General features: G+C 70.6%; 29 protein-coding genes, 1 tRNA gene and 1 riboswitch. Of the genes, 11 read left to right on the top strand and 19 right to left on the bottom strand.

What is annotated here, in order from left to right:
- The first annotated feature begins 203 nt into the window (after nt 1-203).
- Nucleotides 204-506 (top strand): hypothetical protein, encoded by a 303-nt coding sequence (locus AOQ37_RS27935; RefSeq protein ID WP_062648091.1) that lies wholly within the window; start codon nt 204-206, stop codon nt 504-506.
- Nucleotides 507-594: 88 nt separating this feature from the next.
- Here the strand turns inward: AOQ37_RS27935 and AOQ37_RS27930 are convergent, their stop codons facing one another.
- Together AOQ37_RS27930 and AOQ37_RS27925 are read right to left on the bottom strand one after the other, a co-directional pair.
- On the bottom strand, nt 595-1,395 hold the full coding sequence (locus AOQ37_RS27930) for a hypothetical protein (RefSeq protein WP_062648090.1): 801 nt from the start codon (nt 1,393-1,395) through the stop codon (nt 595-597).
- Nucleotides 1,396-1,538: 143 nt separating this feature from the next.
- A complete protein-coding gene (locus AOQ37_RS27925) occupies nt 1,539-2,513 on the bottom strand; it encodes a GlxA family transcriptional regulator (protein ID WP_062648089.1) in 975 nt (324 codons plus the stop codon).
- 278 nt (nt 2,514-2,791) lie between these two features.
- On the opposite strand from AOQ37_RS27925, the gene AOQ37_RS27920 reads away from it, so the two are divergent.
- Nucleotides 2,792-3,403, top strand: a complete 612-nt coding sequence (locus AOQ37_RS27920; RefSeq protein ID WP_062648088.1) for a hypothetical protein — start codon at nt 2,792-2,794, stop codon at nt 3,401-3,403.
- A 470-nt stretch (nt 3,404-3,873) separates the two neighbouring features.
- On the opposite strand, the gene AOQ37_RS27915 is transcribed toward AOQ37_RS27920, so the two are convergent.
- Entirely contained in the window at nt 3,874-5,436 is a 1,563-nt protein-coding gene (locus AOQ37_RS27915) for an MFS transporter (protein ID WP_062648086.1), read from the bottom strand.
- Between the two features lie 86 nt (nt 5,437-5,522).
- Nucleotides 5,523-6,845, bottom strand: coding sequence for a DUF445 domain-containing protein (locus AOQ37_RS27910; RefSeq protein ID WP_062648446.1), 1,323 nt, complete (start codon nt 6,843-6,845; stop codon nt 5,523-5,525).
- Between the two features lie 302 nt (nt 6,846-7,147).
- Here AOQ37_RS27910 and AOQ37_RS27905 point away from each other — a divergent pair, with 302 nt between their 5' ends.
- The gene (locus tag AOQ37_RS27905) at nt 7,148-8,479 is read left to right on the top strand and encodes an SGNH/GDSL hydrolase family protein (RefSeq protein WP_062648084.1); all 1,332 of its coding nucleotides are present in this window, start codon (nt 7,148-7,150) and stop codon (nt 8,477-8,479) included.
- 80 nt (nt 8,480-8,559) lie between these two features.
- On the opposite strand, the gene AOQ37_RS27900 is transcribed toward AOQ37_RS27905, so the two are convergent.
- The 4 genes from AOQ37_RS27900 to AOQ37_RS27885 are packed head-to-tail and all read right to left on the bottom strand — an operon-like array spanning nt 8,560 to nt 12,111.
- Nucleotides 8,560-9,378: a DUF1707 SHOCT-like domain-containing protein gene (locus AOQ37_RS27900; protein WP_062648082.1), complete on the bottom strand. Its 819-nt coding sequence runs from the start codon at nt 9,376-9,378 to the stop codon at nt 8,560-8,562.
- Between the two features lie 9 nt (nt 9,379-9,387).
- A complete protein-coding gene (locus AOQ37_RS27895; protein WP_374701546.1) occupies nt 9,388-10,470 on the bottom strand; it encodes an ABC transporter ATP-binding protein in 1,083 nt (360 codons plus the stop codon).
- A 26-nt stretch (nt 10,471-10,496) separates the two neighbouring features.
- A complete protein-coding gene (locus tag AOQ37_RS27890; protein WP_234437034.1) occupies nt 10,497-11,261 on the bottom strand; it encodes an ABC transporter permease in 765 nt (254 codons plus the stop codon).
- A 49-nt stretch (nt 11,262-11,310) separates the two neighbouring features.
- Nucleotides 11,311-12,111 carry an ABC transporter permease gene (locus tag AOQ37_RS27885; RefSeq protein ID WP_062648078.1) on the bottom strand — a complete coding sequence of 267 codons (801 nt, stop codon included), beginning with the start codon at nt 12,109-12,111 and terminating at the stop codon, nt 11,311-11,313.
- A gap of 241 nt (nt 12,112-12,352) precedes the next feature.
- On the opposite strand from AOQ37_RS27885, the gene AOQ37_RS27880 reads away from it, so the two are divergent.
- On the top strand, nt 12,353-14,773 hold the full coding sequence (locus tag AOQ37_RS27880) for a transglycosylase domain-containing protein (protein WP_062648076.1): 2,421 nt from the start codon (nt 12,353-12,355) through the stop codon (nt 14,771-14,773).
- Nucleotides 14,774-14,781: 8 nt separating this feature from the next.
- Here the strand turns inward: AOQ37_RS27880 and sugE are convergent, their stop codons facing one another.
- From sugE to AOQ37_RS27865, 3 genes are all read right to left on the bottom strand, one after another.
- Nucleotides 14,782-15,102 carry a quaternary ammonium compound efflux SMR transporter SugE gene (gene sugE / locus AOQ37_RS27875; RefSeq protein WP_062648074.1) on the bottom strand — a complete coding sequence of 107 codons (321 nt, stop codon included), beginning with the start codon at nt 15,100-15,102 and terminating at the stop codon, nt 14,782-14,784.
- A gap of 44 nt (nt 15,103-15,146) precedes the next feature.
- Nucleotides 15,147-15,214, bottom strand: a riboswitch (guanidine-III (ykkC-III) riboswitch).
- Nucleotides 15,215-15,265: 51 nt separating this feature from the next.
- Complete coding sequence (locus AOQ37_RS27870; protein WP_372481747.1) at nt 15,266-15,568, bottom strand: GroES family chaperonin; 303 nt, start codon at nt 15,566-15,568, stop codon at nt 15,266-15,268.
- A gap of 98 nt (nt 15,569-15,666) precedes the next feature.
- Complete coding sequence (locus AOQ37_RS27865; protein WP_057600388.1) at nt 15,667-15,996, bottom strand: DUF3618 domain-containing protein; 330 nt, start codon at nt 15,994-15,996, stop codon at nt 15,667-15,669.
- Nucleotides 15,997-16,090: 94 nt separating this feature from the next.
- Between AOQ37_RS27865 and bcp the strand changes: the two genes are divergently transcribed.
- The 4 genes from bcp (at nt 16,091) to AOQ37_RS27850 (ending at nt 17,852) form a co-directional block, all read left to right on the top strand.
- Complete coding sequence (gene bcp / locus AOQ37_RS27860) at nt 16,091-16,558, top strand: thioredoxin-dependent thiol peroxidase (RefSeq protein WP_062648072.1); 468 nt, start codon at nt 16,091-16,093, stop codon at nt 16,556-16,558.
- A 194-nt stretch (nt 16,559-16,752) separates the two neighbouring features.
- A complete protein-coding gene (locus AOQ37_RS41485; RefSeq protein ID WP_234437019.1) occupies nt 16,753-17,160 on the top strand; it encodes a hypothetical protein in 408 nt (135 codons plus the stop codon).
- On the top strand, nt 17,132-17,641 hold the full coding sequence (locus AOQ37_RS27855) for an HNH endonuclease (protein WP_234437018.1): 510 nt from the start codon (nt 17,132-17,134) through the stop codon (nt 17,639-17,641). The genes AOQ37_RS41485 and AOQ37_RS27855 overlap by 29 nt, the downstream gene beginning before the upstream one ends.
- A gap of 126 nt (nt 17,642-17,767) precedes the next feature.
- A tRNA-Leu gene (locus tag AOQ37_RS27850) sits at nt 17,768-17,852 on the top strand.
- 45 nt (nt 17,853-17,897) lie between these two features.
- On the opposite strand, the gene rdgB is transcribed toward AOQ37_RS27850, so the two are convergent.
- The 4 genes from rdgB to AOQ37_RS27830 form a co-directional block, all read right to left on the bottom strand.
- Nucleotides 17,898-18,500: an RdgB/HAM1 family non-canonical purine NTP pyrophosphatase gene (gene rdgB, locus AOQ37_RS27845; protein WP_062648070.1), complete on the bottom strand. Its 603-nt coding sequence runs from the start codon at nt 18,498-18,500 to the stop codon at nt 17,898-17,900.
- A 36-nt stretch (nt 18,501-18,536) separates the two neighbouring features.
- Entirely contained in the window at nt 18,537-18,953 is a 417-nt protein-coding gene (locus AOQ37_RS27840; RefSeq protein ID WP_062648068.1) for a hypothetical protein, read from the bottom strand.
- Nucleotides 18,954-19,068: 115 nt separating this feature from the next.
- Nucleotides 19,069-19,806 carry a ribonuclease PH gene (rph, locus tag AOQ37_RS27835; RefSeq protein WP_062648066.1) on the bottom strand — a complete coding sequence of 246 codons (738 nt, stop codon included), beginning with the start codon at nt 19,804-19,806 and terminating at the stop codon, nt 19,069-19,071.
- A gap of 108 nt (nt 19,807-19,914) precedes the next feature.
- Nucleotides 19,915-20,148 (bottom strand): PTS sugar transporter subunit IIB, encoded by a 234-nt coding sequence (locus AOQ37_RS27830; protein WP_020132213.1) that lies wholly within the window; start codon nt 20,146-20,148, stop codon nt 19,915-19,917.
- A 193-nt stretch (nt 20,149-20,341) separates the two neighbouring features.
- Between AOQ37_RS27830 and AOQ37_RS27825 the strand changes: the two genes are divergently transcribed.
- Together AOQ37_RS27825 and AOQ37_RS27820 are read left to right on the top strand one after the other, a co-directional pair.
- Nucleotides 20,342-21,640, top strand: a complete 1,299-nt coding sequence (locus AOQ37_RS27825) for a PTS transporter subunit EIIC (protein WP_062648064.1) — start codon at nt 20,342-20,344, stop codon at nt 21,638-21,640.
- Nucleotides 21,641-21,864: 224 nt separating this feature from the next.
- Entirely contained in the window at nt 21,865-23,172 is a 1,308-nt protein-coding gene (locus AOQ37_RS27820; RefSeq protein ID WP_062648062.1) for a PTS transporter subunit EIIC, read from the top strand.
- A 95-nt stretch (nt 23,173-23,267) separates the two neighbouring features.
- Here AOQ37_RS27820 and AOQ37_RS27815 read toward each other — a convergent pair whose 3' ends face one another.
- A complete protein-coding gene (locus AOQ37_RS27815) occupies nt 23,268-24,020 on the bottom strand; it encodes an MBL fold metallo-hydrolase (protein ID WP_062648060.1) in 753 nt (250 codons plus the stop codon).
- A 261-nt stretch (nt 24,021-24,281) separates the two neighbouring features.
- On the opposite strand from AOQ37_RS27815, the gene AOQ37_RS27810 reads away from it, so the two are divergent.
- A complete protein-coding gene (locus tag AOQ37_RS27810) occupies nt 24,282-24,800 on the top strand; it encodes a type II toxin-antitoxin system PemK/MazF family toxin (RefSeq protein ID WP_062648059.1) in 519 nt (172 codons plus the stop codon).
- Nucleotides 24,801-24,804: 4 nt separating this feature from the next.
- Here AOQ37_RS27810 and AOQ37_RS27805 read toward each other — a convergent pair whose 3' ends face one another.
- The 3 genes from AOQ37_RS27805 to AOQ37_RS42180 form a co-directional block, all read right to left on the bottom strand.
- Nucleotides 24,805-25,755 carry a PLP-dependent cysteine synthase family protein gene (locus AOQ37_RS27805; protein ID WP_062648057.1) on the bottom strand — a complete coding sequence of 317 codons (951 nt, stop codon included), beginning with the start codon at nt 25,753-25,755 and terminating at the stop codon, nt 24,805-24,807.
- 15 nt (nt 25,756-25,770) lie between these two features.
- Entirely contained in the window at nt 25,771-26,049 is a 279-nt protein-coding gene (locus tag AOQ37_RS27800) for a MoaD/ThiS family protein (RefSeq protein WP_062648055.1), read from the bottom strand.
- Nucleotides 26,050-26,173: 124 nt separating this feature from the next.
- Nucleotides 26,174-26,269, bottom strand: a complete 96-nt coding sequence (locus AOQ37_RS42180; protein WP_020132206.1) for a putative leader peptide — start codon at nt 26,267-26,269, stop codon at nt 26,174-26,176.
- Between the last annotated feature and the right edge of the window lie 27 nt (nt 26,270-26,296).

The raw sequence follows: 26,296 nt of genomic DNA, 5'->3' as shown, positions 1-26,296 counted from the left end.
GGACGATCGAGCGTCACGCATGGCTCAGGCGCGCGTCACGTGCCTCATGCGGACGAGCAGGCGGCCGGGTGACCTTCCCGGACGGGCGGCAGCTCGGGGACCCGGGGACTTGACAGGCCTCGGCTCAGTTTTGCCGGGCGGCCACGGTCGCGCGTTAGCCTCGCGGCAGCAGACAGGACGGACGAGAAGGCAGGCTGGCAGACATGGCGAAGGTTCCCGGTGCGGTGATCGCCGCGGGTGGGCTGGTCGGTGGGTACGGCGTGGCGCAGTGGACGAGGAAGCGGCCGCTGGGCGGGGCCGTCCTCGCCGTCGCGGGGGCCGCGGCCGCGCAGCAGTGGCGGCGGCAGGCGGGCGGGAAGGCGGCAGGGGCGCTGACCGTCGCGTACGTCGCCGCGTTCGCGGGGTCGCATCCGCTGGCGAAGAAGGTCGGCGCCTGGCCGTCGGTGTTCGGCGTGGCGGGCGCGGTCGCGGCCGCGTCGTGGGCGGTCGCCGACCGGCGAGGCTGAGGCCGACGCCGGTCCGTCCGGCCTGGGCTGCGGGCCGGGGCGGGTCAGGCGGGGGCGGGCCGGGTCGGGTCGGGCGGGGCCGGGGAGGCTACCGGCCCAGCGCCGACCGCAGCGTCACCCCGTGCCTGCGGCGCAGGCGCCGCACCTCCCACACCGACAGCAGCGTCACCGACAGCGGGCCGCCCACCAGGAAGCCGTAGAGGACGACTGGCGGGGCGGCCACCTCGGGGTCGTCGACCATGCCCAGGCCGAACAGCGACCAGACCAGCAGCGGGGAGATCAGGGCCGGCAGCAGGTCGTGGACGTCGCCGAGGCGGAAGCAGGAGTTGAAGGCGTACACCAGGGCCAGCACGGTCACGGGGATCGCGAGGAGCAGCGCGGCGGCGCAGGCGAGGGTGCCGAGGAAGAAGACCACGATCAGCAGGATGCTGAAGAGAATGCCGTGGTAGCCGAAGTCGGACAGCGTGATGATCTCGCCCTTCAGCAGCCGGACCAGGAACCAGCACACCGCGGCACCGAGCGCGATCGCGAACACGGTCAGCAGCGGGCCCAGCAGGCGACGCGCGTACACCCGGCCGAGCGGTGAGCGGGCCGTGGCGATGAACGCCGTCACGGCGACGAAGGCCGTGGCGAAGGTGATCCCGCAGCCGATCAGCAGGTCCTCCAGCTTGTCCAGGACGAACTTCTCGCGTCCCTCCCGCAGCGGGTACGCCATGAACAGCCAGACCGTCGCCGCCAGCCCCACCACCGTCCGGGCCCAGGCCAGGACGCGCACCGTCGGGTCGTCCACCCGGTCGGCGCGGGAGGGTTCGGCCAGTGCCGAGGCGACGGCGAGCGGGTTGGGCAGGGTGCGCAGCGCGCCGAAGCGGCCCGGGCTGCCGGTGTTCACGTGTAGGTCTCCCCCGAGTACGTTCCACGGTTCACGCCTTTGCGCGTGCCACGGCGCGCCACCTTATACGATCTTCACTTCTCGGGTCGCGGCCTCACTTTCCGTCCCTCTCGCGGCCTCTCCCCACCCCTGCGCCCGCCCCGTCATCGCCCGTCTCTGCCGCTGCCCTCCCCCGACCGGAACGCCCTTCGGTATCCCTGGGGGCTGGTGCCGACCACCTTGCGGAAGCGTTCGCGGAAGGCCGTCGGGGAGCCGAAACCCGCCTGGGTGGCGATGCGTTCCACCGGGTACGCCGTCGATTCCAGCAGGTACTGCGCGCGCCGTACCCGCGCCCGGTGCAGCCAGCGCAGCGGCGTCGTGCCGGTCTGTTCGCGGAAGCGGCGGTTGAGGGTGCGGGTGCTCATGCCGGCCCGCCCGGCGATCTGCTCCAGCGTCACCTCCCGGCCGCAGTTGTCCTCCAGCCAGGCCAGCACGGGTTCGAGGGTCGCCCCGGCGGGCGCGGGCGGCAGGTCGTGGACGATGAACTGGGCCTGGCCTCCCTCCCGTTCCAGCGGCATGACCGACATCCTGGCCGCCTGCGCGGCGACCGCCGAGCCGTAGTCGGAGCGGATCATGTGCAGGCACATGTCGAGGGCCGCGGCGGCGCCCGCCGAGGTGAGGAACTGGCCGTTGTCGACGTAGAGGACGTTCGGGTCGACCGTCACCTTCGGGTAGCGCTCGGCCAGTTCGCGCGCGGCGATCCAGTGCGTCGTCGCGCGCAGGCCGTCCAGCAGGCCCGTCGCGGCGAACAGGAACGCGCCGACGCAGACCGAGGCGATCCGGGTGCCGCGCGCCGCCGCGTCCCGCAGGGCCTCCGCGACGCCGATCGGCAGCTCGTCCGGCGGGTCCGTCACCCCGGGCAGGACGATCGTGTCCGCCTCGGCCAGGGCCTCCAGCCCGTGCGGCGCTCGCACGGTGAACGCCCCCGCGCTCACCTCCCCGGCGGGGGACGGCGAGCAGACCTTGACCCGGTACGCCGGGCGCCCGTCGGGCAGCCGCGGCCAGCCGAAGGCGTCGATCGGGGCGGACAGATCGAACGGGACGACCCCGTCCAGGACCAGTACGGCGACGGTGTGCATGGCAAGAGCGTAGGCATACGACGGATCACGGCCATCGCGGCCCCCTCCCTGAGTACGGGCGATTGCCAGCGGCTACCGGTGACTGCCGGTGGCTGTCGGCGGTCGCCGATCCCGGCGGCTGCCTGGACGCCTAGGCGGGTCCGGGTGAGGTGATGGGGGTGGGGTGGGGCACGTGCAGGGCGTGGGCCGGGAACTGGTGGAGCGCGGTGGCGAGAACCCGTCGGCCTCTGGCATTTCCGCCGCTTCTTCGGGGAACCCGTCCCGCCTAGCGTCGGTGCGTGACCAAGTTCCTTCTCGCCGTGCACGTCCTCGCCGCGATCGTCGCGATCGGGCCCGTCACCGTCGCCGCCAGCATGTTCCCGCCCGCCGCGCGCCGCGCCCTGGCCGCGCCCGACGACGCCCGCGCCGGGGAGACCGTGCGGCTGCTGCACCGCATCTGCCAGGTGTACGCGGCCGTCGGCCTCGCCGTCCCCGTCTTCGGGTTCGCCACGGCCGGCGCGATGGGGGTCATGGGTGACCCCTGGCTGATCACGTCGATCGTGCTGACCGTGCTGGCCGCGGGCGTGCTGCTCGTTCTCGTGCTGCCCGGGCAGGAGGTGCTCGTCGAGGGCGCGGGGGCAGGGGCAGGGGCAGGCAAGAGCGCGGGCGCCGGGGCGGAGGCCAGCCGAAACGCCGACCCCGAGACCGGCACCGCGACCGGCTCCAGCACCGGCGCGGACACCTCCACCAGCGCTGGCGCCACCACCAGCGCCGACGCCACCACCGGCACCGGCACCGGCACCAGAGAGGCGACGGTTCGGCTGGCCATGTTCACCGGGATCTTCAACCTGCTGTGGGCCACCGTGACGATCCTGATGATCGTCCGGCCGGGGTCGACGACGGGCGCGTAGCCGGTCAGGTTTTCCTATCCACCCGGCCTCACCGCCCTGACCGGCGGCCTGCTGTTGCTGAGCCGGCGGGGGCGGGAAGCCGGGGGCGGAGCCGAGCCAGAGGCCGGGGCCGAGCCCGGGGCACGAGCCAGAGGCCGGGGCCGAGCCAGAGGCCGGGGCCGAGCCAGGGGCCGAGACCGAACCCAGGGCCGGGGCCGAACCCAGGGCCGGGGCCGGGGCCGGGGCCGAGCCAGAGGCCGGGGCCGAGACCGAACCCAGGGCCGGGGCCGAGCCAGAGGCCGGGGCCGAGACCGAACCCAGGGCCGGGGCCGAGCCAGAGGCCGGGGCCGAGCCGGGGCCGAGCCAGAGGCCGCAGCCGCAGCCGCAGCCGCAGCCGAGCCCGTGCCCCCAGCCGAGTGAGGGGTCCCCGCGCCGGGACCCCTCCGCGTCCGGCGCCGGGACTCACCCGCGTCCGGCGCCGCCGCACACCGTCAGGCGGTGGCCTGCCGCGGCCCACCCGGCGTCGGACCACCGGGCGTCGGACCACCCGGCTTCGTCGTCTCGCGAGACTTCGACCCCGTCCCCGGCGCCGCCTTCGCGGTCAGTGGCTGGGCGATGTCCTCCAGGGAGCGTCGCTCGGCGTTGACCGCCAGGAAGACCGCCACCAGACCCGCCGCGCACATCAGGGCCGCGCCGATGCAGAAGGCGAGGACCGTGTCGCCGACCTTGCCCGTGTCGGTGAGTTCGGCGAAGAGCAGGGGGCCGCTGATGCCGCCGGCCGCGGTGCCGAGGGCGTAGAAGAAGGCGATGGACATCGCGCGGGTCTCCATAGGGAAGACCTCGGACACCGTCAGATAGGCGCTCGACGCGCCCGCCGACGCGAAGAACAGCACCGCGCACCAGCAGGCCGTCATCGTCGTCGCGTTCAGCGAGCCCTGGTCGAACAGCCAGGCCGTGCCGAACAGGAGCAGACCGGACAGCAGGTAGGTCGAGGAGATCATCACCCGTCGGCCGACCGTGTCGAACAGCTTGCCCAGCAGCAGCGGACCGCAGAAGTTGCCGATGGCGATGACCGCGAAGTAGTAGCCGGTGTTGCCGCTCGGCACGTCGAAGAACTTGGTGAGGATCGCGCCGAAGCCGAAGGTGATCGCGTTGTAGAGGAAGGCCTGCCCGATGAACAGGGAGAAGCCGAGGACCGCGCGGCGCCGGTAGGAGGAGAACACCGTGCGGGCGATCTCGACGAAGGAGACGCTGCGGCGCTGGTGGATGGTGAGTTCGCCCTCGGCCCGGGGCAGCCGGTCCCCCCGCTCCTCCTCGATCTGCTGTTCGATGGAGCCGACGATCTCCTCGGCCTCCCGGTCCCGGCCGTGGATCAGCAGCCAGCGCGGGCTCTCCGGGACGTGCCGCCGTACGAGCAGGATCACCAGGGCGAGGACGGCGCCCAGTGCGAACGTCAGCCGCCAGCCCACGTCCGCCGCGAAGATGTCCGTGTTCAGGGCGACGATCGACAGCAGCGAACCGGCGACCGCGCCCAGCCAGAAGCTGCCGTTGATGATCAGGTCGACGCGGCCCCGGTACTGCGCCGGGATCAGCTCGTCGATCGCGGAGTTGATGGCCGCGTACTCACCGCCGATACCGAAGCCGGTGAGGAACCGGAAGAGCAGGAACCACCAGGTGTCGAAGGAGATCGCGGTCAGGGCGGTGGCCGCCAGATACACCGCGAGGGTGATCATGAACAGCTTCTTGCGGCCCCATTTGTCGGTCAGCCGGCCCCAGAACAGGGCGCCGATACAGGCGCCCGCCACATACAGCGCGGCCGCGATACCGGTGACCTGCCCGGAGGTGATGGGCAGGCCGCTTCCCGGCTCGGACAGCCGGCTCGCGATGTTCCCGACGACCGTGACCTCCAGGCCGTCCAGGATCCACACGGTGCCCAGTCCGAAGACGATGGTCCAGTGCCAGCGCGACCAGGGAAGCCGGTCGAGACGGGCGGGGATGTCGGTGGTGATCGTACGGTCTCTCTCGGTCGGCACGGCGGCTTCGGCGCTGGTCATGGGCTCCCTCCTCGGCACGCTCCCCAGCGGGCGGCACGCGGATCGGGTGCCCGCGACCGGCCGGTTCACGCGACCGGCCGGCCGATTCACGCCCCGAGCGCGCGGGCCACCGTGTAGATCAGCAGGCCGGCCAGCGAGCCCACCACCGTGCCGTTGATCCGGATGAACTGGAGGTCGCGGCCGATGTTGGCCTCGATCTTGCGGGTCGTGTGCTCCGCGTCCCAGCCCGCGACCGTGTCGGTGATCAGGGAGGTGATCTCCTTCCGGTACGTCGTCACGACGTGCACCGCCGCGCCCTCGACCCAGCCGTCCACCTTCTCCTGGACCTTGCGCTCGGTGGCCATCCGCGTCCCGAGGGACAGCAGCGAGGCCCGCACCCGCAGCCGCAGCTCACTGCGCTCGTCCTCCGCCGCCGCGACGATCATGGAGCGGACGGCGGTCCAGGCGGACGCGATCAGGTCCTGGACCTCGCCCCGGCCCAGCACCTCGCCCTTGAGCCGCTCCACCCGCGCCCGGGTGTCCGTGTCGGACTGGAGGTCGGATCCGAAGTCGGTGAGGAACCGGTCGAGGGCGCCCCGGGCCGGGTGGGACGGCATGTCGCGCATCTCCCCGCAGAACCGCAACAGCTCCTTGTAGACGCGTTCACCGATCCGCTTGTCCACGAACCGGGGGGTCCAGCCGGGCGCCCCGCCCTCCACGGCGCCCATCACCGAGTCGCCGTGCAGCACCAGCCAGTCGTACGCGCGGGCGACCACGAGGTCCACGGCCCGCCGGTGACCGCCGTCCGCGACGACCCTCTCCAGCATCTTCCCTATGCCCGGCGCGATCTCCTGCGCGTCCGCGCGCCGCGTGATCGCCTCGCCCACCACCGCCTGCACGTCCGAGTCGCGCAGCACCGTGAGGGCGCCCCGCAGCGCCGTCGCCAGCTCGGCCGTCACCCGGTCGGCGTGCTCCGGCTCGGCCAGCCAGGCGCCCAGCCGGGTGCCGATGCCCACCGCGCGCAGCCGCTGCCGCACGACGTCCTCGGAGAGGAAGTTCTCCCCGACGAACTCACCCAGCGAGACGCCCAGTTGGTCCTTCTTGTTCGGGATGATCGCGGTGTGCGGAATGGGCAGGCCCAGCGGATGGCGGAACAGTGCCGTGACCGCGAACCAGTCGGCGAGCGCACCGACCATGCCCGCCTCCGCGGCGGCCGCCACATAGCCCGCCCAGGGGCCCGCGCCCCGGTGGGAGGCCCACTCGGCGAGGACGTACACCACGGCCACGAACAGCAGCAGCCCGGCCGCGGTCAGCTTCATCCGGCGCACCCCGCGCCGCTTCTCCTCGTCGGCGGCGCTGAAGACGGTCATCGTGCGCGCCGCCTTGATGCCGGCCGGCCGCTCCGCTTCCGTACGATCCATCCGTTCCATCCGTTCCGGCCATCCGTTCCGGTCGACGTCCCGTGCCACCCGTGTCCCGCACGCAGATATTGTCCCTGCTTGACCGACTCCTGGAACGGAACAAGAGTTCCCGGCGTCTCTCAGGTGGGGAGCTCAACGGTGAACTCCTGCGTGAACCCACGACCGCGTGCATGACCGCATGAGCACGATGCATGGGCGCGACGCGTGAGCGCACTGCATGAGCGCGTCACCGCACGCGCGCAGCGCCGCACCGCACGCATCACCGCATGACCCGGAGCCGCACCGCTCCCCTCACCGAGGAGAACCCCCGCATGACCAGGCGACACGGTTATGCCCTCCTGTCGGCGATCATCGCCCTGGTCGTGGGCCTGTCCACCGTCATATACGTCTGTGTCGCCTCCGACCACGGTCCCGGGCTCGACGCCCGCGCGACCACCCGTGCCGCGGGCCCCGGCCCCGGCAGCGCCGCCCCCGTCTCGACGGGCGTCTGGGTCGGTACCTGGGCGGCCTCCCCGGTCAGCGGTGAACCGGGCACCGAGGCCGACGGCATGGCGGGCCGCACGGTCCGCAACGTCGTGCACACCAGCGTCGGCGGGACGAGTGCCCGCGTCACGCTGTCCAATCTCCACGGCACCGGCCCGCTCACCGTGACACACGCCACCCTCGCCGTCGCGGCCGGCGACGGGAGCGCGGCCGCGGTCCCCGGGACGCTGCGCCGGCTCACCTTCGGCGGCGCCACCACGGTCGTCGTCCCGGCCGGCGAGCAGACGGTCAGCGACGCCGTGACCGTCGCCGTACCGGCCGACTCCGACGTCCTGGTCAGCACCTACTCCCCCACCTCCGCCGGGCCGGTCACCTACCACCCGCACGCCCGGCAGACCAACTACGTCGCCGACGGCGAGTCCACCGAGGACCTCTCCGGCGCCCCGTTCACCGCGGCCGGTGACCACTGGCGCTACCTGACCGCCCTCGACGTGCTCAGCAACGAGGCGGACGGCACCGTCGTCGCGCTCGGCGACTCCATCACCGACGGCGTCACCTCCACCGCGGGCGCGAACCGCCGCTGGCCCGACGTCCTCGCCGACCGGCTGCGGGCGAGCGCCGCCGCCGACGGGGGCGCTCCCCGCTACGGCGTCGTCAACGAGGGCATCAGCGGCAACCGGGTCCTCACCGACGACTCCCACCGCGGCGCCTCGGCCGTCAACCGCTTCGAGCGGGACGTCCTCGGCCGTCCGAACGTCAAGGCCGTCGTCATCGACCTCGGTGTCAACGACATCCTGCGCGACCCCGGGCTCGCCGACCCGCAGGAGATCGTGAACGGCCTGCGCACCCTTGTCTCCCGGGCGCACGCCCACGGCATCACGGTCGTCGGCACCACCCTCACCCCGTTCCGCGGCCACCGCGGCTGGAGCGACGGCCGCGAGGGCGTACGGCAGCGGATCAACCGGGCCGTCCGGGCGGACGGCGTGTTCGACGCGGTCGTCGACCTCGACCGGGCGCTGCGCGACCCCTACGACCCGCGCGGCCTGCGCCCGGAGTACGACTCGGGCGACCATCTGCACCCCAGCGACCGGGGCTACCGCAAGATGGCGGAGACCGTCGACCTCGCGGAGCTGGCGGGGGCGGCGCCCGCCCGGCTGTGACGGACGCGGCCGGCCCTCACGGCAGTGCTCCCGCCGCCCCTCAAGGCAGTGCTCCCGCCGCTCCTCGCGGGAACGGCGGCTCAGTCCTCGTGACGGCGCTCCCGCCGCTCCTCGCGAGAGGCCGCCCCGCGGCCGTGGCCCGGCCCGTGCCCGCGCAGGAGGTCCTTGTGGCCCTCCAGGATCCGGCGGTGCGCCTCCCCCTCCTCGTCCCGGGACGAGGAACGCAGCTCACGCTTCGCCGCCCTGCGGTCCAGCTTCTCCTGCCGCCGGGCGGCCCGCGTCTTCTTGCGCTCGACGCCCACCCCGCCCCAGAAGGCGAACCCGCCGACGACCACCCGCGGCGCGCCCGGCTCACCGGGAACGCCGGTCTCCCGCTGGTCGAAGCCGCCCATCACGCCGATCCCGCGGACCACGACCTCGACCCCCGGCGGCACCGTGATCTGCATCCCGCCCATGATCGCGAAACAGTTGATCTCGACCTCACCGGCGGCGAAGTTCGCCTCCCGCAGGTCGATCTCCCCGCCGCCCCAGAAGGCGAAGCAGGTGAACCGCCGGGGAACCGTCCAGCGGCCCTTGCGCTGGAAGCCGGACATCACGGCCACCGCCCAGGTCGACGAACCCTCGCCGCCCACGATCCGCCCCGCCCAACCGCCCTCCTCCAGCGGCTCCTTGTGCAGCGACACCAGTGGGGGCGTGACCCCGGCGACCGGCAGGTCCCGGGTGATCGGCGCCAACTCCCCGTAGGTGCGCGCCTTGTACGTCTCCTCCAGCCGCTCCTCGAACTCCGTCATGTCGAGCCGGCCCTCCGCGAGGGCGTCCCGCAGGACCTCGGCGACCCGCTCACGATCGGCGTCGGAGGCACGGAGATCCGGCAGGCCCGGGGCTGCGTCGTCGGTCATATCAGCAGCCTACGAGTTCCCGGGCCCCGGCACTACGGTCTCCCGGTCCGCCTCCCGGTCCGTCTCCCGCTCCGGCGGCGAATTCGGGGCGTCCGTCGTCGTACTGAGCATCCTCGCGATCACGGCCTCGATGTCCGGCTCCCGCACCGACAGGTCCACCAGCGGGTACTCCGCGGCGATCCGGGCCACGAGCGGAGCGGCCGACGCCGACGCCGGGAACGCCAGCCACTGCCTCGGCCCCTCCACCCTCACCACCCGCGCCGCCTCCCCCACATCGACCGGCGGCAGCTCCCGCGCGAGGTCCACCACCAGCGTCCGCTCGCTCTCCCCCGCCTCGTGCAGCCCGGCGAGCGCGCCGTCGTAGACCAACCGGCCGTGGTCGATGACCATTACCCGGGAGCAGAGCTGCTCGATGTCCTGCAGGTCGTGCGTGGTGAGCAGGACCGTCGTACCGCGCTCGGAGTTCAGCTCGCGCAGGAACTCCCGCACCCGCGCCTTGGAGACCACGTCCAGACCGATCGTCGGCTCGTCCAGGTACAGCACCTCGGGATCGTGCAGCAGGGCCGCCGCGACGTCCCCGCGCATCCGCTGGCCGAGCGACAGCTGGCGCACCGGCACGTCCAACAGGGCGGACAGGTCGAGGAGTTCGACCAGCCGGTCGAGGTTCTCCCGGTAACGGCCGTCCGGGATGCGGTACATGCGGTGCATCAGCCGGTAGGAGTCGATCAGCGGAAGGTCCCACCACAGCGTCGTACGCTGCCCGAACACCACCCCTATGCGGTGCGCGAGCCGCGACCGCTCACGCGAGGGATCGATCCCCGCGACCCGCAGCCGGCCCCCGCTCGGTGTGAGGATCCCCGTCAGCATCTTGATCGTCGTCGACTTCCCGGCACCGTTCGGCCCGATGTAGCCGACCATCTCACCGCGCGCCACGGTGAAGGAGATCGCGTCCACCGCCCGCACCCGTCGCAGCTCCCGCCGCAGGAACCCGGTCCTCCTGCGCACGTCGAAGACCTTCTCGACCCGGTCCACCTCGATGAACGCGCTCTCCGGCACCGGCACCCCCTCCGACACGGTCACACCCTCCGACACGGTCACACCCTTCGACACCGTCGCCCTCAGCTCCCCGTACTCCGATACGTCCGCAACCCCGCCCGCCACGCCAGCCCCGCCACCGCACAGCACGCCACCGCCACCAGCGGCGGCGCGGAAGCCGCCCACTGCGGCAGCCCCAAGGGGTACGGCCGGCCCAGCACATGGGCAGCCGGAACCCAGTTGACGAACGCCAGCGGCAGCACGAACGTCACCCCGCGCACCAGCTCCTTGCCGAACACCGTCGGCGGGTACTGGAGCAGCGTCTGCCCGCCGTACGTGAACGCGGCCTGCACCTCCGACGCGTCCTGCGCCACGAACTGGAACGCCGCGCCCGCCACGAACACCGCCGAGAAGATCACCCCGCCGCACACCAGCATCACCGGCACCAGCGCCACCTTCACCGGCGACCAGGCGACGTCCAGCGCCGCGCACGCGTAGCCCAGCACCAGCGCGCCCTGGATCAGCCGGGAGACCCGGCGCAGCGCGAACCGGTCCGCGGCGACCTGGGCCAGCACCGGCGCGGGCCGCACCAGCAGCGTGTCGAGCGTGCCGTCCCGCACCCGCGAGCCCAGCCGGCCCGCCGAGCCGATCGCCAGGTCCGCCAGCCCGAACGACGTCGCCGACAACCCGTACAGGAACGCGACCTCCGGCAGCGTGTACCCGCCGAGCACGTCCACCTGCGAGAACATCAGCAAGATCGCGACAAAGTCCAGCCCCGTCACCATCAGACCACCCGCCACGGTCAGCGCGAACGACACCCGGTAGGCCAGCGTCGAACGGATCCACATCCCCGCGATCAGCCGATAGGCCCGCAGTCCCTCCACCAGCCGGCCGGCCTCACCCACCCTGCACCACCACCCGCCGCGTCGCCGCTCCCTGCACCAGCCGCCCCACCGCCAGCAGCACCACCGCCCAGCCCGCCTGGAAGGCGAACGCCGGCAGCGGATCCGTCCGCCCCATCAGCACGTCGGCGGGCATCTGGAGCAGCGCCGACCACGGCAGCAGCGTCACGATGTCACCGAGCGGCCGGGGAAACGCGTTGAGCGGCAGCGCCATCCCCGAGAAGAACATCCCCGTGACCATCAGCACCTGCACCGCGCCCGTGCCGTCCATCAGCCAGAACCCGCTCAGCGCCACCAGGAACCGGATCCCGAAACTGACCACCATCGCCAGCGCGATGGTCACCCCGAAGGCCAGCCAGGTCACCGGATCGAGCGGCAGCGCCGTGGGAAAGAACACCGCCCCGAAGACGAACGGCAGCACCCCGCGGCCCAGCAGCTGGAACAACGCCCGCCCCAGATCGCTCGCCAGCCACCACGCCTGGAGATCCGCCGGCCGATAGAGGTCGACGGCCACCTCCCCCGTGCGGATCCGCTCCATCAACTCGGTCTCGAAACCGCCGCCCTGGATCGCCAGCGTCGCGAACAGCGCCTGTCCCAGCCACACATAGGTGACCGCCTGCGCCTGGTCATAGCCCCCCAGGTGCGGCCGCTCGTCCCACAACGCCAGATATGTGTAGACGAGGATCAGGCCGAAAACGGTGTTGGTGAACACCCCCGCGGCCGTGGCCACCCGATACGTCGCGTACCTTCTGAAACCCCCCGCCGCGACGGCCGCGTACAACCGCGCCGATCCCAAGGCAACCGTCCTCCTCGCCCGCTAGTCACCCTTGGTGCCCCCTTCGACACCGAAGCGCAGGAGCCTAGTGCGCCGCTCCGGCCACGTGCCACGCGTTTTCCGGGCACGGCATGTGACCGAACGCGCGCCGATTGTCGGGAACGGAACGCTTGGTGCGAGAGTCTTCAACAAGGGACGCAGAAGGCGTACGAGGCTTACGAGGCGTACGGGAACGTACGACGCGAAAGGAGTCCAGCAGCACATGAGTGACGAGCCACAGCCGCAGCAGCCCACCGAGGGCTCGGCACCCGGAGCCCCCGAGGCGGGTGACGGAGGAAGTGGCCAGGAAGGCAAGAAGATGAAGCGACCCAAGCGCACCGGACTGCGCCGGCTCCTGCCCACCTGGCGGATGGTGCTCGGCACGTTCGTCCTCGGCGTCCTGGTCGTCGCCGGACTCTTCGTCCTCGGCTACTCCATGGTCAAGATCCCTCCGGCCAACGCGCTCGCCACCAAGCAGTCCAACGTCTACCTCTACGCCGACGGCACCGAGATCGCCCGCGACGGCACCGTCAACCGTGAGAACGTCGACCTCTCCCAGATCTCCAAGGACGCCCAGCACGCCGTCCTGGCCGCCGAGGACCGCGACTTCTACACCGAGTCCGCCATCGACCCCAAGGCGATGCTGCGGGCCGGCTGGAACACCGCCACCGGCAAGGGCAAGCAGTCCGGCTCCACGATCACCCAGCAGTACGTGAAGAACTACTACCTCGCGCAGGAACAGACCGTCACCCGCAAGGTGAAGGAGTTCTTCATCTCCATCAAGCTGGACCGCGAGACCTCCAAGGACGACATCCTCGAGGGCTACCTCAACACCAGCTACTTCGGCCGCAACGCCTACGGCATGCAGGCCGCCGCCAAGGCCTACTTCGGCATCGAGGCCGCCGAGCTCACCCCGGCCCAGGGCGCCTACCTCGCCGCGCTGGTCAACGCGCCCAGCGAGTACGACATCATCGCCCACCCCGAGAACAAGGCCGCGGCCGAGGCCCGCTGGAACTACGTCCTCGACGGCATGGTCACCAAGGGCTGGCTCGACGAGTCCGCGCGCACCGGCATGAAGTTCCCCGCGGTCAAGGAGACCTCCGGCGCCGACACCGGCATGTCCGGACAGCGCGGCTACCTCGTCAACGCGATCAAGGACTACCTGCGCGACAACAAGATCGTCACCCAGGACGAGCTCGACTCCGGCGGCTACCGCATCACCACCACCATCGACAAGAAGAAGCAGAACGCCTTCGTCGACGCGGTCAACGACAAGCTGATGAAGAAGCTCGACAAGAAGAACCGCAAGGTGGACACCTACGTCCGCGCGGGCGGCGCCGCCGTCGAACCCAAGACCGGCAAGGTCCTCGCCCTGTACGGCGGCATCGACTACATCAAGCAGTACACCAACAACGCCACCCGCCAGGACTTCCAGGTCGGCTCCACCTTCAAGCCCTTCGTCTTCACCTCGGCCGTCGAGAACGGCTCCGAGACCCAGGACGGCCGCCAGATCACCCCCAACACGATCTACGACGGCACCAACAAGCGGCCCATCCAGGGCTGGAGCGGCGGCACCTACGCCCCCGAGAACGAGGACTACGTCAACTACGGCAACATCGACGTGCGCACCGCCACCGACAAGTCGGTGAACTCGGTGTACGCGCAGATGGCCGTCGACGTCGGCCCCGCGAAGGTCAAGCAGACCGCGATCGCGCTCGGCCTGCCGACCGACACCCCCGACCTCCAGCCCTACCCCTCCATCGCCCTCGGCACCGCCACCGCGAGCGTCCTGGACATGGCCGAGGCCTACGCCACCCTCGCCAACCACGGCAAGCACGGCACGTACACCCTGATCGAGAAGGTCACCAAGGACGGCGCCGACGTCGTGGACCTGCCCGAGCGGAAGTCCTCCCAGGTCGTCAGCCGCGAGGCCGCCGACACCACCACCTCGGTCCTGCGCAGCGTCGTCCAGAACGGCACCGCCACCGCGGCCCTCGCCGCCGACCGGCCCGCCGCCGGCAAGACCGGCACCGCCGAGGAGGACACCGCGGCCTGGTTCGCCGGCTACACCCCCGACCTGGCCACCGTCGTCGCGGTCATGGGCCAGGACCCGCAGACCGCCGCCCACAAGTCCCTCAAGGGCGCCATGGGCCTGCCCCGCATCAACGGCGGCGGCGCGCCGACCGAGATCTGGGCGCAGTTCACCAAGAACGCCCTGAAGGGGACACCGGCCTCGGACTTCAACCTCCAGATCCAGGAGGGCGGCGAGCAGTCCGCCTACCCCTCGGCCCCGCCCTCCGAGGACGAGCCCACCGACGACGAGACCGACGGCAGCTCGCCGAGCGCCGACAGCACCAAGGGCCAGACGCAGGGACAGACCCAGGGGCAGACCGGCGGCACCACCACCGGCGGCACCACCGGAAGCACCACCTCCGGCACCACCGACGGCGGCACGACCAGCGGCAACACATCGACCGGCACCACCGACGGCGGCACGTCGAGCAACGGAACGACCTCCGGCACCAGCTCCGGCACCACCGACGGCGGCACATCCACCGGCACCACTGACGGCACGACCGGAGACACCGGCAACTCGGTCGGCACGACGACGGGACCCCAGCTGACGGCCGCCGGCTGGGACTGACGTGCCCCTCAGTGACCGCCGGTCGCCTTGAGCCCCACCACGGCGACCAGCAGCAGGCACACGAAGAAGATCCGGGCGGCGGTCGCCGGCTCCCCCAGCACCACCATGCCGACCACCGCCGCACCCGCGGCCCCGATCCCCACCCATACGCCATAGGCGGTACCGATGGGCAGGGAGCGGGCGGCGTACGACAGCAGCAGCATGCTGGTGACGATGCCGGCGCCGGTGAACAGACTCGGGACGAGCCGGGTGAAGCCGTCCGTGTACTTCATCCCGACCGACCAGCCGACTTCCAGCAGACCGGCGACGACGAGCAGAACCCAGGCCATGGGAAGGCACCTCCGAGACGCGAACGCGAACGCACTGACACAGCGATGCGTCGTCTTTTCCTTCGTCCCGGTACGGCGCGTCTCGTCGGGCTCCTTCCCAACGTAGCAAAGAAACGACAAAAGGGCTGGTGACCATGGTCACCAGCCCTTTTCGCCCACTACTTCACAGGTACAGCCCGGTCGAGTCCTCCGAACCCTCGAACCGGTCGGCCGCCACGGCATGCAGATCGCGCTCCCGCATCAGCACATACGCGACACCCCGCACCTCGACCTCCGCACGGTCCTCGGGGTCGTACAGGACCCGGTCACCCGGCTCCACGGTCCGCACGTTCTGTCCCACCGCGACGACCTGCGCCCACGCCAGCCGGCGACCGACGGCCGCGGTGGCGGGGATCAGAATGCCGCCACCCGAACGCCGCTCACCCTCGCCGGTCTCCTGCTTCACGAGCACACGGTCGTGCAGCATCCGGATGGGCAGCTTGTCGTGCGTGGTACTCAGGTCGTCTCTCTTGGCGCTCACAGCACTGAACCTACCCCGGGGAGACACGGCGGGAATGCGGGGGATCAGCCCTTGCGGCGCCGTCCACCGAACGTGAGCAGCCCCACGACGGCGACCACGACCAGCGCCACCGGCACGACCCGCTCCAGCCGGGGCGCGCCCTCCTCGTCCACGAACTGCGCCCGTACCTCGCTCACGGCACGGTTGACCTGGACATAGGCCTTCCCGAGCGTGTGGTCGACGTTGGCGACGACCTTGGCTTTGGCGTCCCCGACGATGGTCTTCGGGTGCACCCGCACCCCGATCTCGTCCAGCGTCTCCGCCAGCACCTCGCGGCGGGCCCGGATGTCCGCCTCGATCTGCGCCGGGGTTCTGGTGTCCGACGTCTCCGCCACGGTAAGGCCTCCGAAGTCAGCTGTGTCTTGTTCTGGACAGTCTGTCAGCTCCGCCCGCCGCCGCACTGTCAGGACCCCCGGTTACGCTGGCCCGATGAGCGAGCGACTCCAGCCCGGGGACGTGGCCCCCGCCTTCACCCTCCCCGACGCCGACGGCAACCAGGTCTCCCTGTCGGACCACAAGGGCCGCAAGGTCATCGTCTACTTCTACCCCGCCGCGCTTACCCCCGGCTGCACGAAGCAGGCCTGTGACTTCACGGACAACCTGGAACTCCTGGCCGGCGCCGGGTACGACGTCATCGGCATCTCCCCCGACAGCCCCGAGAAGCTGGGCAAGTTCCGGGACAAGGAATCCCTGAAGGTCACCCTCCTGGCCGACCCCGACAACACCGTCACCGAGGCCTACGCGGCGTACGGCGAGAAGAAGAACTACGGCAAGACCTACCTGGGCGTCATCCGCTCCACCGTCGTGGTCGACGAACAGGGCAAGGTCGAGCGAGCCCTGTACAACGTCCGGGCCACCGGCCACGTAGCCAAGATCATCAAGGACCTGGGCATCTGACGGCCCTTTCCTCCATCACCGAGCGGCCCGCGTCGAGAACCCCCGACACGGGCCGCTCCTCCGTTCCGGGCGTGACTGTCCGATAAGCGATTCGTTACTCCGTACGAGACCACGAACGGGCGGTCGGGGACGGAGGGGGTACGGACGTGCGGGGCACAGCCGGACGATCGGACGCATACAGCAGGGAACGGCTCATGCCGGCGGTCGCCGAGGCGCGCAACTGGGTCGATCTGATGCGGCAGCGCGGCCTTCGTCCGAGTGGCGGCCAACGCCGGGTGTTGCAGGAGCACGTCACACGACACGGTCTCGATACGAGCCATTTCGCCAAGTGCAGCCCGTGGCGTGAATATCCTGACGCCGCCATCGCGGAAGCCGCTTCCTCATCCTCCTCACTACGGGAAGTCGCCCTGAAACTCGGCGCCGCCCCGGCCACAGGGACGCTCTCCCATATCCGACGCCGCATCGAAGCTGCTGGTATCGACATCAGCCATTTTCCCGGCATCGACCGTGCCGACCTGGACCTGCCCTTCACTCCGGAAGAAATCCGCAGTCACGGCCACGAGCGTGCGGGCCGTGGCACGAGCACTGGGTGTCCCCGATGACAGCCGATCCCGCGCGACGCCGAGCCGCATGTTGGCGACCCAGCACATCGACGTCGGCCACTTCTCCCATCGCCGGGCGACGATTCCCGAGGACTCGCTGCGGAGGCTCGTACAGACCTGCACCAGCTATGCCGACGTCATGCGTGGACTCGGCCTGGACGTCAACGACACGAATCACCGGCGGGTACGACGCGCCGCCTTCCGCCTGAATCTCGACACCGGCCACTTCACGCGCCGGTCCTGGGGGCGGCCCGAGCGCCCCGCGCCTCCGCCGAGCGCGCAGCGCGTGCTGGTCGTCCTGCCGGAGCAAGCCGGGCGAACGAACAGGGCCGTGCTTCATCGGGCGCTGACGGAAATCGGGGTGCCGTACGCGTGTGCGGAGTGCGGCAACCCCGGCGAGTGGCGCAGCCGCCCGATCACCTTGCAGATCGACCATGTCAACGGCGAATGGCGGGACAACCGCAGGGAAAACCTGCGCTAGCTCTGCCCCAATTGCCATGCGCTGACCGCGACGTGGTGTCGGCGGAAGGGCAGAGTCCCACTCGCCCGGTGACCCGGCAGGCCCGTACACTGAGGGCCGCCGGTCGAGCATGATGACCGATATCGAGCGGCCGTGATGGAATTTGGCAGTCATGCTGGGTTTAGGTCCCAGTGGGTTCACACCCGTGTGGGTTCGAGTCCCACCGGCCGCACGCGAAGAGCGGGGCCGCCCGACCAGGCGGCCCCTCTTCCATGGTTCAGCCCAGCAGCTCCCGCACCACCGGTACCAGTCCTCGGAACGCCTTGCCCCGGTGGCTGATGGCGTTCTTCTCCGCGGGCGTCAGTTGCGCGCAGGTGCGGGTCTCGCCGTCCGGCTGGAGGATCGGGTCGTAGCCGAAGCCGTTCGTGCCCTCCGGGGCGAAGCGCAGCACGCCCTTCAGCCGGCCCTCGACCACGCGTTCCGTGCCGTCGGGGAGGGCCAGGGCCGCCGCGCAGGCGAAGTGGGCGCCGCGGTGCTCGTCGGCGATGTCGGAGAGCTGGGCCAGGAGCAGGTCCAGGTTGGCCTGGTCGTCGCCGTGCTTGCCGGACCAGCGGGCCGAGAAGATGCCGGGGGCGCCGTTGAGGACGTCGACGCAGAGGCCGGAGTCGTCGGCGACCGCGGGGAGGCCGGTGGCCCGGGCGAGGGCGTGGGCCTTGAGGAGGGCGTTCTCGGCGAAGGTGACGCCGGTTTCCCGGACGTCGGGGATGTCGGGGTAGGCGTCCGCGCCGACGAGGTCGTGGGGCAGACCTGCGTCGGCGAGGATCGACCTCAGTTCGGTGATCTTTCCGGCGTTGCGGGTGGCGAGGATCAGGCGGGTCATGCCCCCCAGTATCCCGGCGCCGCGGCCGGCCCGGGCCTACGGGGTGCAGACCTTGGTCAGTTCGCCCGCCGCGTCCGTGACGGGGCTGAGGTCGGGGGTGTTGTCGCCGTTCTCGACGGCCGTGCGGACGTTGGTGACGGCTTCCCGGAGGTCGTCGACCGCCTTGTTGACGTCGGTGTTGTCCGTCTTGTCGCCTATCTTGTCGAGGTTGTTCTCGATGGAGGTCAGCGATTCCCGCGTCTGCGTGGGGTCGTTCGCGGCGTTCTCCACGGCCTGCTGGAGGTCGGTGACGCTGTCGGCGATGGAGTCGGCGGTCTGGACGCAGTCCAGGGCCTTGTTGACTGCGTCGCAGCCGGTCACCGTCAGCCCCACCGTGAGGGCGACGGCCGCCGTGGTGGCGGCTATGACGGTACGGCGACGCCGCTGCGGGCGTCGGCTCGCGGCCGTGGACATAAGTGTGTTCCTCCCCTTGTCAGGCCCAGGAGGCCCCCGTTGACCTGCGTACTGCCCAAGACGCGGGAACGGGCGGGGTGGTTGCTCCCGCCCGCCGTCCCGCTTGGGGTTCTCTTTACTTTTCGAGGACCGTATCAAGTGCCGCGCGCTGGAGGACAGTGAGTTCCGTGCAGCCCAGGACGGCCAGGTCCAGCAGGGAGTTGAGTTCCTCGCGGGCGAACGGCTCGGCCTCGGCGGTGCCCTGGACCTCGACGAAGCGGCCGTCGCCGGTGCAGACGACGTTCATGTCGGTCTCGGCGCGGACGTCCTCCTCGTAGCGGAGGTCGAGGAGCGGGACGCCTCCGACGATGCCGACCGAGACCGCGGACACCGTGCCGGTGAGCGGCTGGCGGCCGGCCTTGACGAGCTTCTTGCCCTGGGCCCAGGTGATGGCGTCGGCCAGGGCGACGTACGCGCCGGTGATGGCCGCGGTACGGGTGCCGCCGTCGGCCTGGAGTACGTCGCAGTCGAGGACGATGGTGTTCTCGCCCAGCGCCTTGTAGTCGATCACCGCGCGCAGGGAGCGGCCGATGAGGCGGGAGATCTCGTGGGTGCGGCCGCCGATCTTGCCGCGGACGGACTCGCGGTCGCCGCGGGTGTTGGTGGCGCGGGGGAGCATGGAGTACTCCGCGGTGACCCAGCCCTCGCCGCTGCCCTTGCGCCAGCGGGGGACGCCTTCCGTCACGGAGGCGGTGCAGAAGACCTTCGTGTCGCCGAAGGAGACGAGGACGGAGCCCTCGGCGTGCTTGCTCCAGCCGCGTTCGATGGTGACGGGGCGGAGCTGTTCGGGGGTGCGGCCGTCGATTCGAGACATGGCGCTGAGCCTAGCCGCACCCGCACGAGGGGCTCCTCCCCTGGTGACGGGAGGAGCCCCTCATGAGCGGGTTCCCGGATGTGAACCCTCAGCGGTGAGCGCGGGGGCTCACATCATGTCTTCGATCTCCGCGGCGATCGGGTCGGCGTCCGTGCCGATGACGACCTGGATCGCGGTGCCCATCTTGACGACGCCGTGGGCGCCGGCGGCCTTCAGGGCGGCCTCGTCGACGAGCGAGGCGTCGTTGACCTCGGTGCGCAGCCGGGTGATGCAGCCTTCGATCTCTTCGATGTTGTCGAGGCCGCCGAGTCCGGCGACGATCTTCTCAGCCTTGGTGGCCATGTTCCGTCTCCCTGAATTCCCTGATGCGAACCGCGATGTGAACCGCTTTGTCGCAGTAACCCACAGTTGGCCCAACTTCGCGAGCGATTGTGTCGGGTGTACCGAAGGATGACGTCAGTGATGACGTCGTAGCAACCCAATCGTCCAATCGTCCGTAGCTGGTCTACACCACCTGACAGGCGGTCGCCAAACGATGAGTGCCGAGAGCGCCGAGACCGAGATCAGCCCCGCACGCCGACGCTGGCAGAACGCGTTCCAGGGTCTTCAGAAGATGGGGCGCAGTCTTCAGCTCCCGATCGCGGTGCTGCCGGCCGCGGGCATCCTCAACAGGCTCGGCCAGCCCGATGTGTTCGGGGACGACGGGCTGGGCTGGACGGACGTCGCGAAGGTGATGGCGGGTGCGGGTGCGGCGCTGCTCGACGGCTCCCTCGGGCTGCCGCTGCTGTTCTGCATCGGTGTGGCCATCGGGATGGCGAAGAAGTCGGACGGTTCGACGGCGCTGGCGGCGGTGGCCGGATTCCTCGTCTACTACAACGTGTTGCGGCAGTTCCCGGAGGACTGCGCGCCGGGGTCGAAGGTGATCCCGAACATCGGGTGCCAGGCGACCGACAGCACGGTGGGCGCGTTCACCTACCAGAATCCGGGGGTCTTCGGCGGGATCGTCATGGGGTTGCTGACGGCCTTCTTCTGGCAGCGGTACCACCGTACGAAGCTGGTGGACTGGCTGGGCTTCTTCAACGGCCGTCGGCTGGTGCCGATCATCATGGCGTTCGTGGCGATCGCGTTCGCCGCGCTGTGTCTGTGGGTGTGGCCGCCCATCGGTGACGCCCTGGAGAGTTTCAGCGACTGGCTGGACGGGCTGGACGCGTGGGGTGCGGGCATCTTCGGTGTCGCGAACCGGGCGTTGCTGGTGATCGGTCTGCATCAGTTCCTGAACGTGCCCATCTGGTTCCAGTTCGGCAGTTTCACGAAGCCGGACGGCACGGTGGTGCACGGTGACATCAACATGTTCCTGGCGGGCGACCCGGACGCGGGGCAGTTCACCTCCGGCTTCTTCCCGATCATGATGTTCGCGCTGCCCGCGGCGGCACTGGCGATCACGCACTGCGCGAGGCCGTCCCGCCGCAAGGAGGTCGGCGGTCTGATGCTGTCGGTGGCGCTGACGTCGTTCGTGACGGGTATCACCGAGCCGATCGAGTACTCGTTCCTGTTCGTGGCACCCCTGCTGTACGCGGTGCACGCGGTGCTGACGGGGGCGTCGATGGCGGTGACGTGGGGGCTGGGGGTGCACGACGGTTTCAGCTTCTCCGCCGGGCTCATCGACTACGTCATCAACTGGAACCTGGCGACGCGGCCGTGGGCCATCATCCCGATCGGCCTGGGCTTCGCCATCGTCTACTACGCGATCTTCCGTTTCGCGATCACGAAGTTCGACCTGAAGACCCCCGGCCGTGAGCCGGAGGAGGAACGGGAGGACGTCACGAAGGCGTGAGCGGAGGCCTTTGGCGGCCTGCCGCCGCACGGCTCGAGGGCCCTCGGAATTCGATTCCGGGGGCCCTTTCGCGTGCCCACGCAGGGCGGGGAGAAGGGTCAAGATCCGGCACGGCGCGTAGCGCTCCGGTCGCAGGTTTGACGGGTTCCTTATATCGCCTTCACCGTGCTACAACATGGTCTACACCACTGAGTGGTGTAGACCATCACCGATGGAGGAAGTCTATGAGCACCGCCACCGCGCCTACGGCGGCCCCCTCGAAGAAGTGGGGATCCGGCCTTTTCCAGGGCCTCCAGAAGGTTGGACGCAGCCTTCAGCTGCCCATCGCCGTACTGCCGGCGGCGGGCCTCCTCCTGCGCCTGGGCCAGCCGGACGTGCAGGAGAAGCTGCACCTGCCGACCGACGTCGCCAAGGTGTTCGCCGGAGCCGGCGGTGCACTGCTCGACAGCTCCTTCGGCCTGCCCCTGCTGTTCTGTATAGGTGTGGCCATCGGCTTCGCCAAGAAGGCCGACGGCTCGACGGCGCTGGCCGCCGTCGTCAGCTTCCTCACCTACTACGCGGTGATCCACCAGTTCCCGATCGAGGACGGCCACCAGGGCGCCACCTACACGGCGACCGGACTGTTCGGCGGCTTCTGGCAGAAGGGCACCGAGGCCGCGACAACCGCGAGCTTCCAGAATCCGGGCGTGCTCGGCGGCATCATCCTCGGTCTCCTGACCGCGGTTCTGTGGCAGCGGTACCACCGCAAGCAGCTCGTCGACTGGCTCGGCTTCTTCAACGGCCGCCGGCTCGTGCCGATCATCACCGCCGTCGTCGGCACGGCCCTGGGTGTGCTCGTCGTCGTCGGCTGGCAGCCCATCGGTGACGTGATCACGAACTTCGGCGAGTGGATGACCGGTCTCGGCTCCTTCGGTGCGGCCCTCTTCGGTCTGATCAACCGCGCGCTCATCCCGATCGGCATGCACCAGTTCGTGAATTCCGTGGCCTGGTTCCAGATCGGCGACTTCACCAACTCCGCCGGAACTGTCTTCCACGGTGACCTGCCGCGCTTCTTCGCGGGTGACCCGTCCGCCGGTATGTTCATGACCGGCTTCTTCCCGATCATGATGTTCGGTCTGCCGGCCGCCGCCCTCGCCATCGCGCACTCCGCCCGCCCCGAGCGCCGCAAGGCCGTCCTGGGCATGATGACGTCGTTGGCCCTGACCTCGTTCATCACGGGCGTGACCGAGCCGATCGAGTTCTCGTTCATGTTCATCGCCCCGGTTCTGTACGCGATCCACGCCGTGCTCACCGCACTCTCCATGGCGGTGACCTGGGCGCTGGGCATTCACATGGGCTTCGGCTTCTCGGCCGGCCTCACCGACGTCCTCATCAACTGGGGCATCTCCACGAAGCCCTGGCTGATGATCCCGGTCGGCCTCGTCTTCGGTGCGATCTACTACGTCGTCTTCCGGTTCGCCATCACGAAGTTCAACCTGCCCACCCCGGGCCGTGAGCCCGAGGAGGAGGTCGAGGACCTCACCAAGGCGTAGGCGCGCGCCACGCCCGCTGCCGTGAGGCATGCGAAAGGCCCCCGGAGCCCTGAACCGCTCCGGGGGCCTTTCGCGTGTCGCGCGGGGTGCCGGCGCTAGATCTCGTACGTCAGCCGGGGCGCGGCCAGTTCCACCGGGCCGTCGAACACCGCGCGGGCGTCCGCCAGGTTGACCCGGGGGTCCGTCCACGGCGGGATGTGGGTCAGGACGAGCTTGCGCGCACCCGCCCTGTTCGCCGTCTCGCCGGCCTCGCGGCCGTTGAGGTGCAGGTCGGGGATGTTCTCCTTGCCGTGCGTGAACGCGGCCTCGCACAGGAAGAGGTCGGTGTCACGGGCGAGGTCCTCCAGCGCGGGGCTGACACCGGTGTCGCCGGAGTAGGTCAGCGACCTGCCGCCGTGTTCGACGCGGATGCCGTACGCCTCGACCGGGTGCGCCACGCGTTCGGTGTGCACGGTGAACGGGCCGATCTCGAAGGTGGACGGCTTGACCGTGTGGAAGTCGAAGACCTCGCTCATCGAGGAGGCCGACGGGGTGTCGGCGTAGGCCGTGGTCAGGCGGTGCTCCGTGCCTTCCGGGCCGTAGACCGGGATGGGGTCGCAGCGGCCGCCGTCGTGGCGGTAGTAGCGCGCGACGAAGTAGGCGCACATGTCGATGCAGTGGTCGGCGTGCAGATGGCTCAGGAAGATCGCGTCGAGGTCGTAGAGACCGCAGTGGCGCTGCAACTCGCCCAGGGCGCCGTTGCCCATGTCGAGAAGCAGCCGGAAGCCGTCGGCCTCGAGGAGGTAGCTCGAGCAGGCCGATTCCGCGGACGGGAACGACCCCGAGCAGCCGACGACGGTGAGCTTCATGAAGGCGAAACCTCCGCTGGCGGGAAACCGAGAAGTACCGGGTGAGGTCCGGGGGACGGATCGTGGGAACGAATGATCGTTAAATGGGGCGACGGGGGTCGTGCGGTGCGTCGAGCGTAAGGCGCAAAACCCCGGGTCGCTCCTCCGCCAGGGGCCGTTGTGGGGGAACTCACCTGTGGTGTCACCGGTTCGGCTGGACCGGGGGCACGGGAAGTGGTGATGGGGCGCGCGGTGGCCCTCGCGCGCCGGTAACGTCGTCCTATGGACACGTCCTGGTGGCTCGCGCTCGCGGCGGTGATACTGCTCGCGCTGGTCGCGACGCTGGTGGACGGCTGGGGGCGGGGACGACGGCCGAAGCGGCGCAGGACCCGGCCGCCGGGCCGGACGACCGGCCGGACGACCGGCCGGGCGGCGGGGCGCACGACGGAGCGGCCTTCGGGCCGGCCGACCCGGGGCCACGGCTTCGCCGACCGTCCACAGCCTGCGGAGATCTGGTGGGCGGACGTGCCGTTCGAGGACGGCCCGGGAGTGAAGGACCGGCCGTGTCTGGTGCTCATGGTGCGCGGTGACCGCGCCACCGTCGCGAAGATCACGAGCAAGTACCACGACGAGCGGGCCGGGGTGATCCCGCTGCCGCCGGGTGCCGTGGGGGACGCGCAGGGGCGGCCGAGTTTCCTGGAGACGGACGAGCTGCGCCAGATCCGGGTGAGCGACTTCCGGCGCAGGGTGGGTGTGGTGGACCCGGTCCTGTGGGACCAGGTCCGTCACCTGGCTACCTGAAACCCTACGCCCAGAGCTGGCCCTGGAGGGTCTCGATCGCTTCCTCCGTGGTGGCCGCGGTGTAGACGCCCGTGGACAGGTACTTCCAGCCGCCGTCCGCGACGACGAACACGATGTCGGCGCTCTCCCCCGCCTTCAGCGCCTTCTTGCCGACGCCGATCGCCGCGTGCAGGGCGGCGCCCGTGGAGACGCCCGCGAAGATGCCCTCCTGCTGGAGGAGTTCCCGGGTGCGGGTCACGGCGTCCGCGGAGCCGACCGAGAAGCGGGTGGTGAGGACCGAGGCGTCGTACAGCTCGGGCACGAAGCCCTCGTCGAGGTTGCGCAGACCGTAGACCAGGTCGTCGTAGCGCGGCTCGGCGGCGACGATCTTCACGTCCGGCTTGTTCTCGCGCAGGTAACGGCCGACGCCCATCAGGGTCCCCGTGGTGCCGAGGCCGGCCACGAAGTGGGTGACGGACGGCAGGTCGGCGAGGATCTCGGGGCCGGTGGTGGCGTAGTGGGCGCCCGCGTTGTCGGGGTTGCCGTACTGGTAGAGCATCACCCAGTCGGGGTGCTCGGCCGCGAGCTCCTTGGCGACGCGGACCGCGGTGTTGGAACCGCCGGCCGCCGGGGAGGGGACGATCTCGGCGCCCCACATGGCGAGGAGCTCCCGGCGCTCCTGCGAGGTGTTCTCGGGCATCACGCAGACCATGCGGTAGCCCTTGAGCCTGGCCGCCATGGCGAGGGAGATGCCGGTGTTGCCGCTCGTCGGTTCCAGGATGGTGCAGCCGGGGGTGAGCCGGCCGTCCTTCTCGGCCTGCTCGACCATGTGCAGGGCGGGGCGGTCCTTGACCGAGCCGGTGGGGTTGCGGTCCTCCAGCTTCGCCCAGATACGGACATCGGCGGACGGCGAGAGCCGCGGCAGGCGCACCAGAGGGGTGTTGCCCACCGCGGCCAGCGGGGAGTCGTAACGCATGGGGTTCGGGGCCGATCAGGCCATGCCGCCGGCCACGGCCGGCAGGATGGTCACGGTGTCGCCGTCGGTCAGCTTGGTGTCGATGCCGTCGACGAAGCGGACGTCCTCGTCGTTCAGGTACACGTTGACGAAGCGGCGCAGCTTTCCGCCGTCCACGATGCGGGCGTGGATGCCCGCGTGCCGGGTCTCGAGGTCGTTGAACAGGTCGGCGAGGGTCTCACCGTTGCCCTCCACCGCCTTCTGACCGTCGGTGTACTGGCGGAGGATGGTGGGGATGCGGACCTCGATGGCCATGGCTCAGGGCTCCTGTCGGAAGGTGTGGGCGGCGCGGGTTCGTGCGTGTGGCTCCCCCACGCTCGGCTGCGCGGGCGGTACCCCCGGTCGGCTCACGGCCGTACGGCGGCGGGTGGTGCGTCGGTCAACAGATGGCGCTGGCGAGCCTGCACAGGTCGACGTGCAGCCGCGCCACGAGCAGTGCGCCCGGCGTCTTCTCGCTCACGTCGTTCAGAACCATGGGCTCATCGTATCGATTCCCGGTCCG

It is taken from the genome of Streptomyces maremycinicus (assembly GCF_001184025.1).
Lineage (GTDB): Bacteria > Actinomycetota > Actinomycetes > Streptomycetales > Streptomycetaceae > Streptomyces > Streptomyces maremycinicus.
This window is presented reverse-complemented; position numbering and strand designations above follow the sequence as displayed.

Excerpts from the sequence above, each read along its gene's own strand:
- AOQ37_RS27935 (WP_062648091.1), top strand. The coding sequence starts at position 204 with ATGGCGAAGGTTCCCGGTGCGGTGATCGCCGCGGGTGGGCTGGTCGGT.
- AOQ37_RS27925 (WP_062648089.1), bottom strand. The coding sequence starts at position 2,513 with ATGCACACCGTCGCCGTACTGGTCCTGGACGGGGTCGTCCCGTTCGAT.
- AOQ37_RS27915 (WP_062648086.1), bottom strand. The coding sequence starts at position 5,436 with ATGACCAGCGCCGAAGCCGCCGTGCCGACCGAGAGAGACCGTACGATC.
- AOQ37_RS27910 (WP_062648446.1), bottom strand. The coding sequence starts at position 6,845 with ATGGAACGGATGGATCGTACGGAAGCGGAGCGGCCGGCCGGCATCAAG.
- AOQ37_RS27905 (WP_062648084.1), top strand. The coding sequence starts at position 7,148 with ATGACCAGGCGACACGGTTATGCCCTCCTGTCGGCGATCATCGCCCTG.
- AOQ37_RS27900 (WP_062648082.1), bottom strand. The coding sequence starts at position 9,378 with ATGACCGACGACGCAGCCCCGGGCCTGCCGGATCTCCGTGCCTCCGAC.
- AOQ37_RS27890 (WP_234437034.1), bottom strand. The coding sequence starts at position 11,261 with ATGTGGATCCGTTCGACGCTGGCCTACCGGGTGTCGTTCGCGCTGACC.
- AOQ37_RS27880 (WP_062648076.1), top strand. The coding sequence starts at position 12,353 with ATGAGTGACGAGCCACAGCCGCAGCAGCCCACCGAGGGCTCGGCACCC.
- sugE (WP_062648074.1), bottom strand. The coding sequence starts at position 15,102 with ATGGCCTGGGTTCTGCTCGTCGTCGCCGGTCTGCTGGAAGTCGGCTGG.
- AOQ37_RS27870 (WP_372481747.1), bottom strand. The coding sequence starts at position 15,568 with ATGCTGCACGACCGTGTGCTCGTGAAGCAGGAGACCGGCGAGGGTGAG.
- bcp (WP_062648072.1), top strand. The coding sequence starts at position 16,091 with ATGAGCGAGCGACTCCAGCCCGGGGACGTGGCCCCCGCCTTCACCCTC.
- AOQ37_RS41485 (WP_234437019.1), top strand. The coding sequence starts at position 16,753 with ATGCCGGCGGTCGCCGAGGCGCGCAACTGGGTCGATCTGATGCGGCAG.
- rdgB (WP_062648070.1), bottom strand. The coding sequence starts at position 18,500 with ATGACCCGCCTGATCCTCGCCACCCGCAACGCCGGAAAGATCACCGAA.
- AOQ37_RS27840 (WP_062648068.1), bottom strand. The coding sequence starts at position 18,953 with ATGTCCACGGCCGCGAGCCGACGCCCGCAGCGGCGTCGCCGTACCGTC.
- rph (WP_062648066.1), bottom strand. The coding sequence starts at position 19,806 with ATGTCTCGAATCGACGGCCGCACCCCCGAACAGCTCCGCCCCGTCACC.
- AOQ37_RS27830 (WP_020132213.1), bottom strand. The coding sequence starts at position 20,148 with ATGGCCACCAAGGCTGAGAAGATCGTCGCCGGACTCGGCGGCCTCGAC.
- AOQ37_RS27825 (WP_062648064.1), top strand. The coding sequence starts at position 20,342 with ATGAGTGCCGAGAGCGCCGAGACCGAGATCAGCCCCGCACGCCGACGC.
- AOQ37_RS27820 (WP_062648062.1), top strand. The coding sequence starts at position 21,865 with ATGAGCACCGCCACCGCGCCTACGGCGGCCCCCTCGAAGAAGTGGGGA.
- AOQ37_RS27815 (WP_062648060.1), bottom strand. The coding sequence starts at position 24,020 with ATGAAGCTCACCGTCGTCGGCTGCTCGGGGTCGTTCCCGTCCGCGGAA.
- AOQ37_RS27810 (WP_062648059.1), top strand. The coding sequence starts at position 24,282 with ATGGACACGTCCTGGTGGCTCGCGCTCGCGGCGGTGATACTGCTCGCG.
- AOQ37_RS27805 (WP_062648057.1), bottom strand. The coding sequence starts at position 25,755 with ATGCGTTACGACTCCCCGCTGGCCGCGGTGGGCAACACCCCTCTGGTG.
- AOQ37_RS27800 (WP_062648055.1), bottom strand. The coding sequence starts at position 26,049 with ATGGCCATCGAGGTCCGCATCCCCACCATCCTCCGCCAGTACACCGAC.
- AOQ37_RS42180 (WP_020132206.1), bottom strand. The coding sequence starts at position 26,269 with ATGGTTCTGAACGACGTGAGCGAGAAGACGCCGGGCGCACTGCTCGTG.